General features: G+C 58.1%; 17 protein-coding genes. 13 read left to right on the plus strand and 4 right to left on the minus strand.

All coding sequences use genetic code 11. The annotated features are described in order from the left end of the window. Both H5P28_RS03010 and H5P28_RS03015 read left to right on the plus strand, forming a co-directional pair. A complete protein-coding gene (locus H5P28_RS03010) occupies positions 1–1,002 on the plus strand; it encodes a sugar phosphate isomerase/epimerase family protein (protein WP_185674212.1) in 1,002 nt (333 codons plus the stop codon). A 65-nt stretch (positions 1,003–1,067) separates the two neighbouring features. Beyond that, complete coding sequence (locus tag H5P28_RS03015) at positions 1,068–2,285, plus strand: right-handed parallel beta-helix repeat-containing protein (RefSeq protein ID WP_185674213.1); 1,218 nt, start codon at positions 1,068–1,070, stop codon at positions 2,283–2,285. A 367-nt stretch (positions 2,286–2,652) separates the two neighbouring features. On the opposite strand, the gene H5P28_RS03020 is transcribed toward H5P28_RS03015, so the two are convergent. Then, the gene (locus H5P28_RS03020; protein ID WP_185674214.1) at positions 2,653–3,939 is read right to left on the minus strand and encodes a beta-ketoacyl synthase N-terminal-like domain-containing protein; all 1,287 of its coding nucleotides are present in this window, start codon (positions 3,937–3,939) and stop codon (positions 2,653–2,655) included. Between H5P28_RS03020 and H5P28_RS03025 the strand changes: the two genes are divergently transcribed. Further along, positions 3,938–4,498, plus strand: a complete 561-nt coding sequence (locus tag H5P28_RS03025) for an ApeI family dehydratase (RefSeq protein WP_185674215.1) — start codon at positions 3,938–3,940, stop codon at positions 4,496–4,498. The two genes, H5P28_RS03020 and H5P28_RS03025, sit on opposite strands and share 2 nt — an antisense overlap. A gap of 21 nt (positions 4,499–4,519) precedes the next feature. Here the strand turns inward: H5P28_RS03025 and H5P28_RS03030 are convergent, their stop codons facing one another. Beyond that, complete coding sequence (locus tag H5P28_RS03030) at positions 4,520–4,657, minus strand: hypothetical protein (RefSeq protein WP_185674216.1); 138 nt, start codon at positions 4,655–4,657, stop codon at positions 4,520–4,522. Between the two features lie 391 nt (positions 4,658–5,048). Between H5P28_RS03030 and H5P28_RS03035 the strand changes: the two genes are divergently transcribed. Genes H5P28_RS03035 through H5P28_RS03045 form a run of 3 tightly spaced genes read left to right on the plus strand, consistent with a single transcriptional unit; the run spans position 5,049 to position 7,320 of the window. Beyond that, complete coding sequence (locus H5P28_RS03035; RefSeq protein WP_185674217.1) at positions 5,049–5,384, plus strand: RNA recognition motif domain-containing protein; 336 nt, start codon at positions 5,049–5,051, stop codon at positions 5,382–5,384. Continuing rightward, on the plus strand, positions 5,281–6,420 hold the full coding sequence (locus H5P28_RS03040) for a fatty acid desaturase family protein (protein WP_343075463.1): 1,140 nt from the start codon (positions 5,281–5,283) through the stop codon (positions 6,418–6,420). The genes H5P28_RS03035 and H5P28_RS03040 overlap by 104 nt, the downstream gene beginning before the upstream one ends. A 57-nt stretch (positions 6,421–6,477) precedes the next feature. Next, positions 6,478–7,320 (plus strand): CvfB family protein, encoded by an 843-nt coding sequence (locus H5P28_RS03045; protein WP_185674218.1) that lies wholly within the window; start codon positions 6,478–6,480, stop codon positions 7,318–7,320. Positions 7,321–7,383: 63 nt separating this feature from the next. Here H5P28_RS03045 and H5P28_RS03050 read toward each other — a convergent pair whose 3' ends face one another. Further along, on the minus strand, positions 7,384–8,145 hold the full coding sequence (locus H5P28_RS03050) for a LysM peptidoglycan-binding domain-containing protein (RefSeq protein ID WP_185674219.1): 762 nt from the start codon (positions 8,143–8,145) through the stop codon (positions 7,384–7,386). A 166-nt stretch (positions 8,146–8,311) separates the two neighbouring features. Then, entirely contained in the window at positions 8,312–10,624 is a 2,313-nt protein-coding gene (gene metE / locus H5P28_RS03055; protein WP_185674220.1) for a 5-methyltetrahydropteroyltriglutamate--homocysteine S-methyltransferase, read from the minus strand. Between the two features lie 114 nt (positions 10,625–10,738). Here metE and H5P28_RS03060 point away from each other — a divergent pair, with 114 nt between their 5' ends. From H5P28_RS03060 to H5P28_RS03090, 7 genes are all read left to right on the plus strand, one after another. Next, complete coding sequence (locus H5P28_RS03060; protein WP_185674262.1) at positions 10,739–11,653, plus strand: LysR substrate-binding domain-containing protein; 915 nt, start codon at positions 10,739–10,741, stop codon at positions 11,651–11,653. Between the two features lie 410 nt (positions 11,654–12,063). After that, positions 12,064–13,380, plus strand: a complete 1,317-nt coding sequence (locus H5P28_RS03065; RefSeq protein ID WP_185674221.1) for a carbohydrate porin — start codon at positions 12,064–12,066, stop codon at positions 13,378–13,380. Between the two features lie 55 nt (positions 13,381–13,435). Then, positions 13,436–14,446, plus strand: a complete 1,011-nt coding sequence (locus H5P28_RS03070) for a metal ABC transporter solute-binding protein, Zn/Mn family (protein ID WP_185674222.1) — start codon at positions 13,436–13,438, stop codon at positions 14,444–14,446. 113 nt (positions 14,447–14,559) lie between these two features. Beyond that, the gene (locus tag H5P28_RS03075; protein ID WP_185674223.1) at positions 14,560–15,372 is read left to right on the plus strand and encodes a metal ABC transporter ATP-binding protein; all 813 of its coding nucleotides are present in this window, start codon (positions 14,560–14,562) and stop codon (positions 15,370–15,372) included. Beyond that, a complete protein-coding gene (locus H5P28_RS03080; protein WP_246455566.1) occupies positions 15,369–16,841 on the plus strand; it encodes a metal ABC transporter permease in 1,473 nt (490 codons plus the stop codon). The genes H5P28_RS03075 and H5P28_RS03080 overlap by 4 nt, the downstream gene beginning before the upstream one ends. Then, positions 16,838–17,785: a metal ABC transporter permease gene (locus H5P28_RS03085; RefSeq protein ID WP_185674224.1), complete on the plus strand. Its 948-nt coding sequence runs from the start codon at positions 16,838–16,840 to the stop codon at positions 17,783–17,785. Before H5P28_RS03080 ends, H5P28_RS03085 begins: the two co-directional genes overlap by 4 nt. 113 nt (positions 17,786–17,898) lie before the next feature. Beyond that, positions 17,899–18,423, plus strand: a complete 525-nt coding sequence (locus H5P28_RS03090; RefSeq protein ID WP_185674225.1) for an alkaline phosphatase family protein — start codon at positions 17,899–17,901, stop codon at positions 18,421–18,423. Positions 18,424–18,593: the final 170 nt, after the last annotated feature.

The raw sequence follows: 18,593 nt of genomic DNA on the forward strand, positions 1-18,593 counted from the left end.
ATGAGATCAAAATACTCCGTAATTCTTGGCAATCTCGGCAATACTTGCGACCGCTTTCTTCCTACCGGCTACAAGGATAAAGTGTCCAAGGAAGAAATGATCACCATGGCGGCGAATATCCCGGAAATAAAAGGACTCGAACTGGTTGGCACTTGGGATATCACCCGGGAAAATGTGAAGCAGATGAAGCAAATGCTGGGCGATCATGGATTAGCATGCGTCTCCATTATCCCCGATCTGTTTTCACAGAAGCGCTGGGGGAGCGGGAGCTTCTCGTCCAAGGATCCGGCTATCCGGCAGCAGGCTATCGATGAAACGAGAATAGTCAGTGAAGTCGCGCAGGAAATGGGCTGCGATTTGATCAACCTTTGGCTGGGACAGGATGGCTATGACTACCCGATGCAGGCGCATTATGCCCGCGAGCATGAATGGCTGGTTGAAGGTATTGTGAAGGTCGCTGGCGAGTTTACCGACCTTCGCTACGCACTCGAGTATAAGCCCAAGGAGCCCCGTACGCACTCCTATCAGGCGCGGATGGGGGACACCTTGTTAATGGCGATGGAAACGGAATTGCAGAATGTGGGCGTTTGCATCGACGTCGGCCATTCCCTGATGGCTTCCGAAAATGTCGCCGAGGCCGCGGTGCTCCTGAACCACTACGGCAAGCGATTGTTTCACATGCATTTCAATGACAATTACCGAACGTGGGATGACGATATGATTGTTGGTTCCCTCCATTTCGTTGAATACCTTGAGCTCCTTTTCTGGCTGCATGAGATTGGCTACGATGGTTGGTACTCCATGGATCTCTACCCTTACCGTGAAAATGCCTCCGGAGCGGTTCGCGAAAGTGTTCTCTTTCTTCAAGGTGTCGATCGCCTGCTTGTGCCAGAAAATCGTGAGCGGATACGGCAGTTAATTGCCGAGGGCGACGCTACGGCTACGGCCGGATTTGTACGCGAACTGATTCTTCCTGATGCTTTATCTAAGAGCTATGAATAGTAAGTGTACGGAAATGTAATTCTTGGTTAATCATCGTTATATAAGCCTAATTTAAAGAAAAAATAATGAATAAAGTAATTAGATCATCGTTTATATTCTCAGTATTATCCCTGTTTGTTTTTTTGGGTGATGAACTTGGGGCTGAAAACTCCCCGAGTAATGACGTCCCGCCGGGGGCAGGTGCGATCCTTGAGCCGTTGGCAGATGGCGGTGACGCGACCGCTCTCATTCAAAATGCCTTACGTGAACATGGTATTGTGCGCCTGCGAGATGGTGCGGAGTTTCATCTTCAATCGCCCATTCGACTGACTTCGGGACAAGGTCTTGTTGGTTCCGCCGTACTTATTCCAGAATTTGAATCCAAAGAGATTAACGCGAATCTGAGTGCGGCGATTGTTATCCACGGGAAAAATGTTCTTTTGGATGGATTGGAGATTCGGAAACCTTTTGTGGACGGCTCCTATGGCATCGGTGTGATGGTAAGCTCAGGAAGCGAAAATATAACCTTACGCAACCTTGAGATCAGCCGCTATAGCGCCCGCTATGGCATTCTGGTCCTGGAATCCTCCTCTATTGAGATTACGGGATGCACAATCCGGGATTTCATGATGAATGTCGCGGCGGACATGATTTCAGACTCGCCGGCGGGCATATGTATCAAGCGTTGCAATAATGGGATTGTCAGTAATAACCGGGTTTTTAGAATTAAGAATGGCCCGGCGGGGCGTGCATCCATATCACCGCTCAAGCCGCAGTACGGAAAGCAAGGCTACCAGTCTGACAATATTTTTATCGGATCTTCGACGGGCTTTGCTGTCACTGGAAATGTGCTGGAAACCAGTGGTGAGGGGATAGACCTGTTGCTGTCGTCTAGCTGCACCGTGACCGGAAATGTCATTCGTGACATTTGGTTCCAGGGGATTAAAATGCTGGGCGCATCCAACTGTACCATCAGCGGGAATTATATCAGTGACTGCTATCAGGGCATCGGTTTAGCAACACACCGAACTTACGACGCAGAATGTGAGAACAACTCAATAACTGGAAATGTGATTCGAAACACAGGGACTCCCGGCTCATTTGGGGTAGCGGCTCCGGGGCGTGTAAGATATGGGGAGACGGCTGGCATCGACATTAACGATACCAGTAAGAACAATGTAATTGCCAACAACGTGATTGCGATTACCAGTCCCGATGCGGAAATGACGTCCGCCATCCGTAAGAACGACGAGTATAACCTTATAAAAAATAATATCCTTCCGGATGAAAAAGAGGCACAGTAATGAAGTGACCTGCCTGAGCAAACAGTGCCGCCAGTCGAGTTACCCGATGTGCACGGGAGACCCCGTGTTTATCAGCAGCCGTTTGGAGACGACGGGGTGGGGGATGCGTACCTGGCCGCCCCTGGTATGATGCCCCGAAAAACTGCGGCTCTTGGAGCAACTTGAGGCAAAGCCGAAATAGGTCGCGATTTCAGGGCGTTGATAGTCATTGCTCGTCAACGGCTTAATGGGATATGCATATGCGCCCAGCCACCTCCCGTTGGGCGTGTGTGCTTGAGATTGCCCATTCGTTGGATGATCTTTATACCTACAATGTACTCCACACCGCTAGCATACGCGATTCGGGCTAAGCAAACCGCTGCGCTTCTCAGTCTGAATATTTTTTGTAAGCGATGACGGCGCGGGCTCCCCCGAAGCCCATGGCGGTTTTCAGGTGGATTTGATGGGAGAGGTTTTGGGTTTCTTTTGCCAGGGGGATGGCAATCTCGGGATCGACTTGCTCGAGCTGCGGATTTCCGGGGAGGTAATTTCCGTGCATACTGAGGATGCCGCCGATGATCTCTAGCACAGCGCTGGCGCCGCCCGAGTGCCCCATAAAGCCCTTCAGCGCCATCACCGCGGGTAGCTTCTCAGCGAAGACCCGCTTCAGGGCGCGGGCTTCGGTCAAGTCGTTAAACTGCGTGCCGGTGCCGTGGGCGTTGTAGGCATCGACGGCATCGAGCGGGCATTGCGCTTGCTCCAGGGTCGTGATTATCGACTGCGCCAGTTGCTCACCGCTGGTATCGGGTGAGGTGAAGTTCACGCCCGGCGCGTTCTCCGCATCATAGTGGTCGTGCTGCTCGTCGAAGCCGATGATTTCGGCCAGCGGCTTGGCACCGCGCTTGAGCGCGTCGCTCTTGCGTTCGAGGACGAGGACGCCCGCGCCCTCGGCGGGGCCGAAGCCGTTGCGGTTGACATCAAAGGGACGCGAAATGCCCTCAGGGCTCATGGCTTTGGCCGCGAGGAAACTGGCACCGACAAAGTCCGTCAGTGATACCTCCGCCCCACCGGCCAGGATCATGCTGGGGCTACCGGGGCGATTGAGTTGCAGGATGTCGCAGGCGCGGATGATGGCCGTCAGCGAGGAAGCGCACGCGGTATTGACCGTAAACGGCGAGCCCTTGAAATTAAAGTACGTGCTGATGACCGAGGCCGATGCGCTCGTCATGTACATGGGGACGGCGAAGGGTGAAACTTTCTTTCCCTCGGCGAAGTCCGCATGCAGGCGGTCGTAGCTCTCCACCCCGAGCAGGGCGATACCCATGATGACGGCGCTGTTGGCCGCGTTCATGTCAATGAGGCGGTCCTCTTCACCAATCAATCCGGCTTGCGAGGCCGCCAGCTTGGCGGCGACCAGCGCGCACTGTGACGCCCGGTCGAGGCGTTTGGGCCGGACCGAGCCACGGTACTTGGCATCCGCCGGGAAGCTCAAATAGTCCTCTGCCGGGAAGTCACCGATGGCGCCGCCGTACATTAGCGGATATTTATCGCTCTTTGTGGACGTTGAGATATCTTTATATCCGTGTTTGCATTGCCGCAGACTTTCGTCCATAGCTGCATTTCCAATTCCGATCGGGGAGACACCACCCATTCCTGTAATAACAATTGATTCCATGATTAGTTTTTTTAATACACCTAGCTCCTCGAATTACGTCACTGAAAAAGAAGAGACCCTGGAAGAGTCGCAAATTCGTCACTGTGAGACTGGCAGTCTCTTTGGGGCAGAGTTTGGCAAGCTACCTAATGGCAGGTTCTTACTGATCAATCGAGCGCATTTTCAGAAATACGAAGAAAACGCTGACGGTGTCTACGGCTACGCCAAGGCGGAATTCGACCTCTCGGCAGACACCTGGTTCTTTGCCAACCACTTCCACGGAGACCCCGTCATGCCGGGCACACTCCAGATCGAGGCGGTGCTGCAACTGGCCGGTCTTTACCTGGCGTGGGCGGGCATTCCGGGAGTTGGCCGGGCCAGGGAAGTCGGACGCACCGTGTTTTTCGATGAAGTCCGTCCCGACAACGGATCAAAATTCTGCTTTGAATTATTCGTGACCAAAATCCAGGGCAAAGGAAAGCTCTCCTTTCTGGCCGGAAATGCGCTGGGGTTTCTTGAAAACGGCGCCCGCGTCATGGCGATGGAAGGCATCAAGCTGATCAAATCCATCCGAAGCTGAGCCGTCTCGACCGGGCCGGCTCTAGTCGGCAACGTTGATCTCGCAGCCGTTGGGTTCGGTCTTCGTGCGCGAAAGCGGGGTTCCGGCCTTGGTCTCGGCGATGGCGAGATTGACGTAATTGGTAATCGCACGTTTCCCGACGAACCGAAAAGCAGCCACAGCACACAAAAGCCACTGGCGGTGATTCTACTCGTCGAAAATAGTCCGTAATAAAGCTTGCGTTCCTTCCGCGTCCTGAAAGGGTGTGCGCATTCAAGCAGAGAAATCTGCGGGTGACCGGTCAACGAAGCTTGCGCGGTTCCCAGCCCTGACCGGTCTATAATCGATGAGAGGTTTGCCAGGGGTTTAAGACTCGTCGACAACGGCACAGAAGCCACATCCTTTTTCACCCTGATCTGATCGCGCTGTTTTTACGCAAGCGCACCTCTCTTTGACCACTTTGATTTTTTGCCTGGGGGTAATGTATCCGCAGGCTGTGCGATCCCGGGCATTCACGTCATTCGCCCGGTTTTGCCCGACACGTAACAATGACGAATGAAAGTATAAGACAATGGATATATTCGTAGGCAACCTGCCTTATGAAATCACTGAGAACGAACTTAAGGACATGTTCTCCGCTCATGGTACCGTCAACCGCATCAAGCTGCTGACTGACCGTGACACCGGCCGCCCCCGCGGCATCGCCTTCGTCACGATGGATGACTTTAAAGAAGCCCAGGCCGCCATTAAGGCGACGGACGGCCAGGAAGTCGGCGGACGCCCGATGAAGGTCAACCAGGCCCGTGAGCGTGACCCGCAAGGCGGCGGTGGCGCTCCGCGTCATGGCGGCGGTAACTTCAATCGCGGTGGTGGCGGCGGAGGCTTCCGCGGTCGTGACCGCTACTAAGCGATCGTCTCAGCCCGTTTCTTCGCTGTGCCCGGGGCAACCCGGGCGCGGCCCTGAAACGGCTCCGCGAACGGGCAAGACGCTGATCCAGGCGACCCGGTCCTTTGCCCGTGAAAGCCGCGCGCGCAGTTGGTGGGAAGTGCTTTTCACGCTGGCGCTGCTTGCCTTGAGTGTTCTCGGGACACTGGCTCCGTGGGCCTGGCCTGCCCGGCTCATTTGCAGCGTTATTGCCGGTCTGTTGATGGTACGTGCGTTTGTCATTTTTCACGACCACCAGCACCACGCCATCCTGGATAACTCCTTTCTGGCCGACCTGCTCATGCGCTTCGTCGGCATCCTCGCGCTGACTCCGAGCAGCATCTGGAAAAGCTCGCACAACTACCATCATCATCACAACTCCCGCCTATTGAGCGCACGCATCGGCTCCTATCCGGTCATGACGCGTGAGCACTACGCCCGGGCCAGCTTCCGCACCCGCTTGGAGTACCGCTTTATGCGGCATCCGCTGAACATGCTCTGCGGGTACGTGACCGTGTTTTTCCTGGGCATGTCCCTGCTGCCTTTCATCGAGAGCCCGAAAAAGCATCTCGACGGACTGCTGGCCATCGTGCTGCATGCAGCCTTTGCCGCCACGTTCTTTATCTTTGGTGGATTCTGGGCGCTGTTCTTTGCGCTGCTGTTGCCCTACGCGCTGGCTACGGCTCTGGGCTCCTATCTTTTTTATGTGCAGCATAATTTCCCCGATGTGACCTTCCGCGACTCGGCGGGCTGGACCTACGAAGGCGCCGCTCTCGACTCCTCGAGCTTTCTGCGTTTGCCGCGCCTTATGCACTGGTTTACCGGCAATATCGGCTATCACCACATCCATCACCTCAACGCGAAGATCCCATTCTATCGCTTGCCTGAGGCCATGCGTGCCCTGCCGGAGTTGCAGCATCCGAAAAGCTCCTCGCTGAGCCCGCGTGATATCTGGACCTGCCTGCGCCTGTGCGTCTGGGATGTGGAAGCCCAGCGGATGATTCCGCTCCCGCGATAACGTGTAGTCTGCACCGAATGCTTTTTACTTTTGGCCGGGTGTCTCTAGTGTGCGGCGATGTTACGACTGGGAGAATTTCATAAGTTAATCATTGATCGCGATGTTGAGCCAGGGCTGTACCTGCGCAATGACGACGGCGACGAGGTCCTGCTGCCGGGTAAGGACATGCCCAAGAGCTTTCGACTTGGAGAGGTGATTGAGGTTTTTGTCTACCTGGACCATAAGGAACGCCCGATCGCGACCACGCGCCAGCCCCTGATCCAGACAGGCCGCTTCGCGTACTTGCGGTGCACCTCGACGACCGGGATCGGGGCCTTTGTCGATTGGGGGATGGACAAGGAACTGCTGGTTCCGTTTGCCAATCAGGAAGACTCCATGCGCAAGGGCGACTCCTACGTGGTGTATATGGGGTTGGACGAGGTAACGGGCCGCCTGGTTGGCTACACGAAATTGAGCAAGTTCCTGCGCTGCGAGAAGAGCGACCTCAAACGTTACGAGCAGGTGGATCTGCTTGTTTCCCACTTTACCGAGCTAGGGGCCAATGTGATTGTGAACGACCGGCACCGGGGCATGATTTTCAACAACTCGATTTTCGAGGAAATCCATGTGGGCGACCGCATGAAAGGCTACGTGAAAAACGTGCGCGTGGACGGGAAGCTGGATATCGTCCTGCAGCCGGAGGGGGAGCGTGGCGTGGCCGACTCAACGGCGCTGGTTTACGCGGCGATCGAGAAAAACGGCGGCGTCCTCCCGCTGCATGACAAAAGCTCGGCCGAAGACATCTATGCCATGCTCGGAATCAGCAAAAAAGTCTTCAAGCGTGCCGTTAGCGCGCTCTACAAGGAGCGCCGTATCGAGTTGAACAAGGACAGCATATCGATCACTGCTGGCAGGGCCTGAGTATTGAAGATACTACCAGGCCCAGAAGAGTCGCTCTGCATGTCAAGCAGGACGCGACATTGTTCAGGCCCGATAGCGCTGGGTCATTTCCTGATAGGGGAAATGCTTCCCGGGGCAGAGGGTGTGGCGTGCCCCATCGACCCATTTGTGGACGGTAAAGGTGTAGTCGGAAGCCACGCAGTTTTTCTGCAAGTAATCCACTAACTGGATAAAGGAGGCGTGCTGACGTTCGGTGGGCGGATGGTTTTCAAAGTTGCCCACCATGCAGATGCCGATGCCAACATCATTGACGTGGGAGTCGCGGACGTGACCACCGCGAAGTTGCTTGTACCAGCGCGGGCCGATCTCGATCTCGCCATCGCCGGAATCGATGCCGTTGCCGATGACAAAGTGATAGGCGAGGCCATTCTCCATCCCCCGGCGTTCATGTGCGGAGCCGTAGATGGCGGCATTGCCCTTCTCAATAGCGCTGTGGTGGGCCACAATGTACTGCCAACGGGAGCGGTCCACCGAGAGCTTTTGCGTTGCTGCGATGACCGGTGCCATCGCGGCGGGTTGCTTATTGGCGTCACCAGGGATGACCAGCGACTGCCCAGCCAGGATGCGGTCCCCGCTCAGGCCATTGGCCCGCTGGATGTCGCGTACCCGGACGCCGAATCGACTGGCGATCCCGCTCAAGGTGTCGCCACGCTGGACGCGGTAGGTCCGCTGGGACGAACTCGCCCCCAGCAGGCTGGCGGGAATGACCAGCGCCGATCCCACTCCCAATGCCCATTTCAGAAAGTGGCGGCGGGAGGAGAAATGCGTTGGAGAAGGTAGTCTCATGTGGAGGTCGAATCAGGGGCAATACGGCTGCAATAGCATGCCTGTCATCTTTTTAATGTCAAGCAGGCGACCTGGCAATCCTGTTGGCAGGAAGAGGTGTCCATACGAAAACAGGCCGGGGAAAGCTGACTCCCGGCCTGTGTGAGTGGTTAGCGATCTGCGGTGGCTATCGGACCGTTTCCGCCGGGACGAGCTGTTCGCGCAGGGCTTGGGCGGCTTCGACCATATGGGTGAGGGAGGGGATGACTTCGGTCCACTGGCGGGTTTTCAGGCCGCAGTCGGGATTAACCCAGAGACGCTCGACGGGGATACGCTCGGCCGCCTTTTGCATCAGTGTGACCATGTGCTCGACGGTGGGAATATTGGGCGAGTGGATATCATAGACCCCTGGGCCCATCTCATTCGGGTATTTGAAGTGGTCGAAGACATCGAGCAGTTCCATGTCGGAGCGCGAAGTCTCGATCGTGATCACGTCGGCGTCCATGGTGGCGATGGAGGCGATGATGTCGTTGAACTCCGAGTAGCACATGTGGGTGTGAATCTGTGTCTCGTCGGCCACGCCGTTACCGGTGATGCGGAACGCCTCCACCGCCCAGTCCAGGTACTCCTGCCACTGAGATCGGCGCAGCGGCAGGCCCTCGCGCAGGGCGGCTTCGTCGATCTGGATGATGCGTATGCCCACCTTCTCCAGATCGAGCACTTCCTCGCGAATGGCCAGCGCGAGTTGACGGCACGAGACCGAACGCGGTTGGTCGTCGCGGACAAAGGACCAGTTCAGAATCGTCACCGGTCCGGTCAACATGCCCTTCATCGGCTTGTCGGTGAGAGACTGAGCGTAGGTGATCCATTCGACGGTCATGGGCTTAGGGCGGCTGATGTCGCCGAAGAGGATAGGGGGCTTTACGCAGCGCGAGCCGTAGGACTGAACCCAACCGAACTCGCTAAAGGCATAGCCCTCCAACTGCTCGCCGAAGTACTCCACCATGTCGTTGCGCTCGGGTTCGCCGTGGACCAGCACGTCCAGCCCGAGCCGTTCCTGTTGCCAGACGCACTGGGCAATCTCCTTGCGCATGGCCTCCCGGTAAGCGGTCGCATTAAGCTTACCTTTTTTAAAGGCGCTACGCGTCTGGCGGATTTCCCTTGTTTGCGGAAAGGAGCCGATTGTCGTGGTCGGGAAGAGCGGCAGCTTCAGCCGGGGGCGTTGTTTTTTCGCACGCTCAGGGTAGGGGCTCTGGCGTTCGCCCAGGCGGGCGTCGATTTTACCAAGAGCTGCCTGCACGGTGGGGTTATGAACGCGGGGCGAGTGTCGGCGGGAGGCGGTGGCGGCGGCGTTGGCATCAAGTTCTCTCTGGACGACGGCACGCCCCTCGTTGAGCGCGACGGACAGGATGAGCAGTTCGTCCAGCTTTTGCCGGGCAAAGGCGAGCCAGGATTTAATCTCCGGGTCGAGTTTTTCCTCGCTCTCAAGATCGACGGGCACGTGCAGCAGTGAACACGAGGGCGCGAGCCAAAGGCGTTCGCCCAACTGGCGCGAGATCGGCTCCAGCCAGTCGAGCGTGGCGCTGAGGTCGGTCTTCCAGATGTTTCGCCCGTTGATCACCCCGAGCGAGACGACGCGGTTGGCGGGAAGCTTTTCGATGAGCACCTCGACTTCGTCGCGCGCGTTGATGGCGTCCAGATGCACGCCCTGCACGGGCAGCTTTGCCACCAACGGCAGGTTTTCTTTCAGTTGCCCGAAGTAGGTCGTCAGGAGCAGCTTGACCGCTCCTGTATTCAAAGTTTGATACGCAGTTTGGAAAGCGTCCTGCCACGGTGCTTCTAATTCAGTTACGAGGATGGGCTCGTCGATCTGCACCCACTCGACACCCTGGGCAGCCAGTTCTTTTAGCAACTGACGGTAAACGAGCAGCAACCCGGGCAGCAGGGAGAGCTTGTTTGTCTCGTCCTTGGATTTACCGAGAATGAGGTAGGTGACCGGGCCAATGATGACGGGCTTGGCCGGGACGCCTTGAGCGCGGGCTTCAGCGAGTTGCTCCACCAAGCGTGAGGGGTCGAGCTTGAATGCCGTCTGCGCGTCAAACTCGGGCACGATGAAGTGGTAATTCGTGTCGAACCACTTGGTCATTTCCCCGGCGGCCACGCCACCACAACCGCAGGTTTCAGACTCTGCGCTTTTGGCCGAGCGGCCACGGGCGACGCGGAAGAAATTGTCGAGCGAGTCGCCCTCAAAGTTCCGCACGCGCTCGGGCAGGTTACCGAAGGTGAAGCTCATGTCGAGCATCTGGTCGTAAAAGGAAAAATCGCCTGCCGGAACGAAGTTCAGCCCGGCTTGATCCTGCCAGTGCTGTCGGCGCAGGTGAGCGCCCGCCGTCTTGAGTTCCTCTCGGGAGGACTGCCCCTTCCAGTAGGATTCGAGGGCAAATTTCAGTTCGCGCTTCGCGCCGATACGCGGGAAGCCGAGATTGTGTGTGATGGCCATTGGTTCGTTATGCTTTCGGGTTATGGTGTGCCCCGATAATACCAGCTTGAACCTATGAAGTAAAATGGTATGTTTTCACGTATCCATGAGTTTGACTCATGGGTACATTCCGCCATGATCGAACGCATCCACCTGGAAATCCTGCGTGCCGTCGAGGAGCACGGCTCGCTCACCGCCGCCTCAAAAAAGCTCCACCTGACACAATCGGCGCTCAGCCACAGCATGCGCAAACTGGAGGAGCAGCTCGGCGTCGAAGTCTGGCTGCGCGAGGGTCGTACGCTGCGTCCGACCCAGGCGGGCGAGTACCTGCTGGGACTGGCGAACCGTCTCGTGCCGCAGTTAGAGCACGCCGAGAAGCGCCTACAGCAGTTTGCAGAAGGTGAGCGCGGCACGCTGCGCATCGGGATGGAGTGCCACCCATGCTACCAGTGGTTGCTGAAGGTTGCCTCGCCCTTTCTGGCGGCTTGGCCGGGCGTCGATATGGACGTGATTCAAAAATTTAAATTCGGGGGCATCGGCGCCCTCTTTGGCTACGAGATCGACATGCTGGTCACGCCTGACCCGCTCTACAAAACCGGGCTGATATTCGAGCCGGTTTTTGACTATGAGCAGGTGCTTGTCGTCGGTGACGATCATCCCCTGTGCCGCGCCCGTTTCGTCAAGCCCGACCAGCTCTCTGGCGAAGTTCTCATCACGTATCCGGTCCCCGCCGATCGGCTGGACGTTTTTACGCGTTTCCTCACCCCCGCCGGGATTAGCCCGCGGCAGCACAAGCTGATTGAAACGACTGACATCATGCTCCAGATGGTGGCCAGCGGACGCGGGGTAGCTGCCCTGCCGCGTTGGCTGGTCGAGGAATGCCGCTCGCGCTTCGCGGTCCATCCGGTGCGCTTGGGTAAAGGCGGCGTGCAAAAGCAAATCTTTCTCGGCATCCGCGAAGCCGACGCCGACATCGACTACATTCGCGCTTTCCTGGAGATGGCCCGCTCTCATGCAAAAGACGCCTTCAAACGGCCCGTTGGCAAGTAACTACGTATTTCCCCGCCCAGTCGTTACCTTCCGAACCTTGTGCGCATGGTTCTCCGCCTTGGTTGGGGCGTTTTCGGCCTCATCGCTAGCCTGCTTGGCCCAGGCGGGAAGCCCGTGCGGCTCCTGGCTTTAGGGAACCGGCAAGGATGTTCTTCCGACCGGCTTGCCCTGCCGGAAGCAGTTACGGGGGCGAAGATAACAATTTTTAAAAATTACCCAAATCGGGATTGACAAGATATTCATGTAGCACAAGCTACGTCGAACTGATGGACGCAGACCCTCTGCACATTGCCAAGCACAAGATGTAGCATGGGGTACGCTCCTGCCTTAGGCTCTTTTTATTTAACCACGAATGTAGCATAGGCTACATTATTGAGAAATAACATAATCATCCATCTGCATTCTTCGCTATGAATCCAGTCTCTACGAAACACCGCTCATACAACAACACCCGGGGCCTCTTTGGCATGATCGCCGCCTGTTGTGTCTATGCCGGGCTTGCCGAAACCGTCCGCGCGCAGACTCCGACCGAGGAAGGAACAGCGGTAGAGGCGCAATTGACCGGAGACGCCTTCGGGGCGGACTGGATGAAGACTGTCGGCTTGACCGGCGGTTGGGGCGGTGTCCGGCAGGGGGTCGAGGACGCGGGGCTGGTCCCATACGCGGTCTTTACCGGGGAGTTTCTGGCCAATGCCAGCGGCGGTTACGCGGACGGATCGGCCTGGGCTGGGCTCTTGGATTTTGGGCTGGAGGCCGATCTGGACAAGCTGGTCGGCTGGACGGGCGGGAGCTTTTTCGTCAACGCTTTCTACTTTCACGGCAACGACGTGTCGGGCAGCTACGTGGGCGATTTCAACGCGGTCAGTAACATCTACACCGACACGGAGTTCAACGTCTTCAACATCTATTTTAGGCAGAGCTTTCAGGACGATCGCTACTGGTTCAAGCTCGGCCAGATCGCGGTGGACGATGATTTCATGCTCTCCGAAAGCGCGTTCCTGTTTATCAATGCCTCCTTCGGTCCGCTACCGACGGAGTCCGGCAACATCGCCGCTCCGATCTATTCGTTGGCCGCTCCTGGCGCGCTGGTCTATGTCGAGCCGGTTGAGAACTGGTTCATCCAGACGGCCATCTACGCCGGGGACGCCGGACCGGCGCAGTCCAGCAACCACGGATTTGACTGGCGCACGGGCGGCAGCGCGGGCTGGGCCTGGTTTGGAGAGGTGGGAACGCGCTACGATCTGGCGGCAGGCGGTGTCATCAAGATCGGCGGCTACTACGCGACCGGAGAGTTCACCAACTACGCTACCGGCGCGAACGAGCGCGGCCTGGGCTCGGTTTATGGCGTGATCGACCAGCAGGTGCTCGCCGCCGAGGACGGCAGTCCCGGTCTGAGCGTGTTTGTGCGCGGCGGTCTCGCCCCCGATGACGACCTTGTAACCGTCAGCGCCTACGTGGACGGCGGGGTGGTGCTCAGCGACTTGTTTCTCGACGGCGATGCTTTCGGGGTGGCGGTTTCGCAGACTTTTTTCGGTGACGAGTACCTGAACGCGACCCGCGCGGGCGGCACGCCGGTGACCTCCTCCGAGACCGTGATCGAGGCGACCTACCAGTTCAAGCTCACCGAGTGGCTGGCGGTCCAACCGGACCTCCAGTATGTATTCGATCCTCACTACAGTGACAACGACGCGCTGATCGTCGGCGTGCGCGCCGAGCTGGCCTTCTGATCAGCCAGAAACTCCTTCATGTATCCGAAATTAAATACGAACGACCATCATCATCATGAACCTGTTGAAAACAAAAAATCTATTCGCAAAGAAACTGCGCCCGCTGGCGCTCGCCGTTGCGGCTGCGCTGACGCTTGCCACGGCTGTCCCCACTGCGCTCGAAGCCGCGCCAGACAAATACCCCTATACGGCGGTGACGACCGTGGGGATGATCACAGATATCGTGCGCAATGTCGCTGGTGATAAGGCCGAGGTCGAGGGGCTGATTGGTGAGGGCGTGGACCCCCACCTGTACAAGCCGACGCGCGGCGATGTCATGGCGTTGAGCCGGGCGGATATCATCTTCTACAGCGGCCTTATGCTGGAAGGGAAAATGGCCGACGTGCTCATTCGCGTGGCCCGCAAGGGCAAGCCGGTCTATGCCGTGACGGAGGAGATTCTCGACCAGGGCGACTACGTCATGACCGACGAGCAGGAGCACTATGACCCACACGTATGGATGGATGTGGGCGGCTGGATCATGGCGACCGATGTGGTTGGCGATGCCCTTGGCGAGTACGACCCGGCCAACGTCGCCTACTACCGTCAAAACGCCGACGCCTACATGGAAAAGCTACGCAAACTTGACGCCTATGTGCGCGAAGTCATCGCCACCATCCCCGAGAACCAGCGTGTACTGGTCACGGCGCACGATGCGTTCAACTACATGGGCCGGGCCTACGATCTGGAGGTGATGGGCATTCAGGGCATCAGCACCGAGTCGGAGGCCGGGGTCAAGGACATCGAAAATCTGGTCAACTTCCTCGTCGAAAACCACATCCCGGCTGTTTTCGTGGAGACCTCGGTGTCGGACAAAAACGTCCGCGCACTGGTCGAGGGCGCACGTGCTCGCGGGCACGACCTGAAGATCGGAGGCTCGCTCTTTTCTGACGCGATGGGGGCTCCCGGCACCTACGAGGGCACCTACATCGGCATGCTCGACCACAACGCCACCACCATCGCCAAAGCCCTCGGCGGCAATCCGCCCGCCAAGGGCCTTAACGGCAAGCTTTCCAACGGACAATAACGGAAGAACGTTGTCCAGCGGAGGTTAACAGTAACGCCTGGCGGCGGCCGTGCCGGTGTCGTGTCCATCTAAGCGGGTACGCGCCGCTGTCAGGCTTTTTTTATTCAATCATCATGTCCAAATCCGAACCTCAATCCGTCGCGTATCAGGCGGGCAAGTCCGCAGGTCCGCTCCCTCTCTCGGTGCGGGACCTGACCGTGGCGTATCACCGCAAGCCCGTCATCTGGGACGTGGACCTGCAAATCCCCGAGGGTAAGCTGGTCGGTATCGTTGGCCCCAACGGCGCAGGCAAGTCCACCCTGATCAAAGCCTGTCTGGAACTGATCCCATCTGCTTCGGGGCAGGTACAGATTTACGGCAAGCCCTACAAAAAGCAGCGCTCCGTCGTCGGCTACGTGCCCCAGCGCGAGAGCGTGGACTGGGATTTTCCGGTCAGTGCGCTGGATGTCGTGGCGATGGGGCTTTATGGACGTATCGGCTGGTTTCGTCCGGTGGGGAAGAGCCACAAGGCGCTTGCCCGTCAGGCGTTGGAACGCGTGGGAATCGCCCACCTGGCCGACCGGCAGATCAGCCAGCTTTCCGGCGGGCAACAGCAGCGGGTCTTTCTGGCCCGGGCACTGGCGCAGGACGCGCAGCTCTACTTCATGGACGAGCCCTTCGCGGCGGTGGACGCCGCCACCGAGCGTGCCATTGTCGCATTGCTCAAGGAGCTGAAGACACAGGGCAAGACGACGCTGGTGGTGCATCACGATCTCGCCACCGTTGCCCAGTACTTCGACTGGGTCGTGATGCTGAACATGCGTGTCGTCGCAGCCGGACCGACGCAGGAAGTCTTTACCCAGGAAAATCTGAAAAAGACCTACGGCGGCAAACTCACGCTGTTGGCAGAAGCCGAGCACGCACTCTCGCAGTTGAAAGTCCAATGAAACGCCTCCCGCTCATTCTCACGACCGTAGTGCTGACGCTCGCCGGGACAGGCATGGCCGGAGCGCACGGCGACAGCCCGTCTCCCGCCCGGAGCGCGGGCTTGTATAACACGCAGTTCGCTTGGCCGTCGATGGAGGACATCTTTCGCGTGGCCACGCTTCAGGACTACAACACGCGGCTGGTCGTACTCACGACATTTATTCTCGGGCTCGCCTCGGGGCTGATCGGAAGCTTTCTGCTGTTGCGCAAGCGTTCGCTCATGGGCGACGCACTTTCGCACGCGTGTCTGCCGGGCATCGGCCTGGCCTTTATCATCATGGTCGCTGCCGGAGAAACGGGAAAGTATCTGCCCGGCTTGCTGGCCGGGGCCGCCATCACCGGGGTGGCGGGTGTCGGACTGGTCATGGCTGTGAGGAACACCTCGCGCATCAAGGACGACACCGCGATGAGCCTTGTGCTGAGTGTCTTTTTCGGCGGCGGCATCTCCATCCTCGCCATGGCGCAGGACATGCCGGGAGCCAGCGCCGCCGGGCTGGAGTATTTTATCTACGGCAAGACCGCCTCGATGGTCATGCAGGATTTCTGGTTGCTGACCGGCGTGGCCGGGCTGGTGCTGCTTGGCTCGCTTCTGCTGATGAAGGAGTTCACGCTGCTGTGCTTTGACGAGGGCTACGGAAAAAGTCTCGGCTGGCCCGTTCACACGCTGGACCTGGTCATGCTTGCGCTCGTCACACTCGTGACCGTGGTCGGACTGCAAGCGGTCGGCCTCATCCTGATCATCGCCTTCCTCATTACACCGGCTGCCGCCGCCCGTTTCTGGACCGAGAACCTGAAAAAGATGCTCTTGCTGGCCGCCGTAATCGGGGCGCTCAGCGGCTGGCTTGGGGCGGCGGTCAGCGCCTTGTTGCCACGGTTACCCGCCGGGGCTGTCATCGTATTGACGGCGGCCAGCCTGTTTCTGCTCAGCATGATTTTCGGCAGCGCGCGGGGCGTGCTCAAGCGCGCGCTCGGCCATGCGCGACTCAAGCGCAAAGTCGGCCGCCAACACCTGTTGCGGGCGGTTTACGAGATACAGGAAGCGCATTGTGAAAACGAGTCACAAGCGCCTGCCAATGTGCCGGTCCCTTTTGACGAACTGTCTCGCAAGCGGAGTTGGACACTGAAGCAGTTGCGTAAGCTCATCCAACGCGCCGGGCGTGAAGACCACATCGAGTCTTTCGATGGCGAAACTCTCAGCCTGTCCGAATCCGGCTATGGCGAGGCTGCCCGCATCACCCGCAACCACCGCCTGTGGGAAATCTTTCTCATCACCCACGCCGACATCGCGGCCAGCCACGTGGACCGGGACGCCGATTCGGTCGAGCACGTCCTGAGCCCCGACATGGTGCGTGAGCTCGAACAGAAACTCGATATGCGCACGGTGCCTGCCAGCCCGCATCCGCTCAACCAAGGAGAATCACTTTCATGAACTGGTACGCTTACGATACCTGGATCGTTATTATCGGCGCGCTCTGCGCCATCGCTGCCGCCTTGCCGGGAACGTTTCTCGTCCTGCGGCGCATGAGTATGATGGGCGATGCAATCAGCCACGCCGTCCTGCCGGGGCTGGCCGTGGCCTTTCTCGTCACGGGCACCCGGGCAAGCCTGGCCATGTTCGCGGGGGCCGCTATCGTCGGCGTCCTGACGGCAGTCTTCACCCAATGGATCAGCAGTTGGGGCAAAGTGGACCGGGGAGCCTCCATGGGCATCGTCTTTACCACGCTGTTTGCCTTTGGACTGTTGCTGATCGTGCAAGCCGCCGACCATGTCGATCTAGATCCGGGATGCGTCCTCTACGGGGCTATCGAGTTGACCCCGCTGGATGTACTGGCCGATATCGAAGTCGGCGGCATTCTGCTGGAAATCCCCCGGGCCGCTGTCGTGCTGGGGGCAGTTGCTGTTGTCAACCTGCTGCTCATTGTGAGCTTGTACAAGGAATACAAAATCAGCGCCTTTGACCCGGACCTGGCGACCACGCAGGGCGTCAATGCCGGGCTCATGCACTACCTGCTGATGACGCAGGTCGCCGTGACTACGGTGGCGTCCTTCGAAGCGGTGGGGAGCATCATCGTGATCGCCATGCTCATCGTCCCCGCCGCTACCGCGCACCTGCTCACAGACCGCCTCGGGCTGATGCTGGTGCTGGCGACTGGTTTCGGGGCTTTATCGTCGTTTGTCGGGCATGTGCTCGCCCTGTGGTTGCCACCGCTGATGGGATTCGCGGGCACAACCACCTCCGGCATGATGGCTGTGGCCACGGGCCTGTTTTTCCTGCTGGCCTGGTTGTTTTCACCCCGCTATGGCGTGGTGCGCCGCATTGGGCGTCAGCGTTTGGACGTTGCGGAGTTGCCCGAAGAAGAGAGACTGGCGTGAACCTGGCGGGTGGCCTGCGGACGCCGATGCTTAATAGTTGGTTGCGCGTTAATTCCAAGAAATCCTTGACGCTCGCTGTAGCCGGCTGAAGTTGACTGCGAAGCAAAGGCTCCTTGTTCGAAGGCGGCACCCTTGTCTGCGCTTTTGCGAACTGGCCGGGTCACATCCAGCCGCAAGAGGTGGACGAGGTCATCCATGTTGTTGATATTTACCCGACTCTGACCGCCCTGGCTGACGCCTCCACCGCCAAGTGCAAACCACTGGACGGCCTCAATGTCTGGGAAAGCATCGCCCGAGGAGAACCGTCACCACGCGACGAATTTTTCTACAATATTGAGCCCTTTCGTGCCGCCATGCGGCAGGGCGACTGGAAACTGATTTGGCGCACGACCTTGCCGTCCTCCGTGGATCTCTACAACCTCGCAGAAGACCCCTACGAGCAAAACAACCTCGCCGCCACCGAACCGGAACTCGTTGCGTCCATGCAAAGACGTATAAACGAAGCCGCAAATGATGCGCAAAAACCACTCTTTTTCGCCGACCAGTTCAAGGTCGTCATGCGTAATATGAACGGCGAGCCCGTCTTACCCTACGAAAATGGGTTCGGAGAAGCGGAACAATTCACCAGCGAACATTAAAAAAGCCCTCCCGGGAAGGAGAGCGAAAAAGTAGTGGTGGAGCCGATCGGGATCGAGCGGGATGTTGGCTATAAAGGTGTTGTGAATGTTGGTTGTGCTCTGGTTGTTGTTTTCAGGGAAAATGTAAAGCAGCGAAGAGCGTGGTCGAAAGGTAACGTTTTACTTATATG

Source organism: Ruficoccus amylovorans (assembly GCF_014230085.1).
Taxonomy (GTDB): domain Bacteria; phylum Verrucomicrobiota; class Verrucomicrobiia; order Opitutales; family Cerasicoccaceae; genus Ruficoccus; species Ruficoccus amylovorans.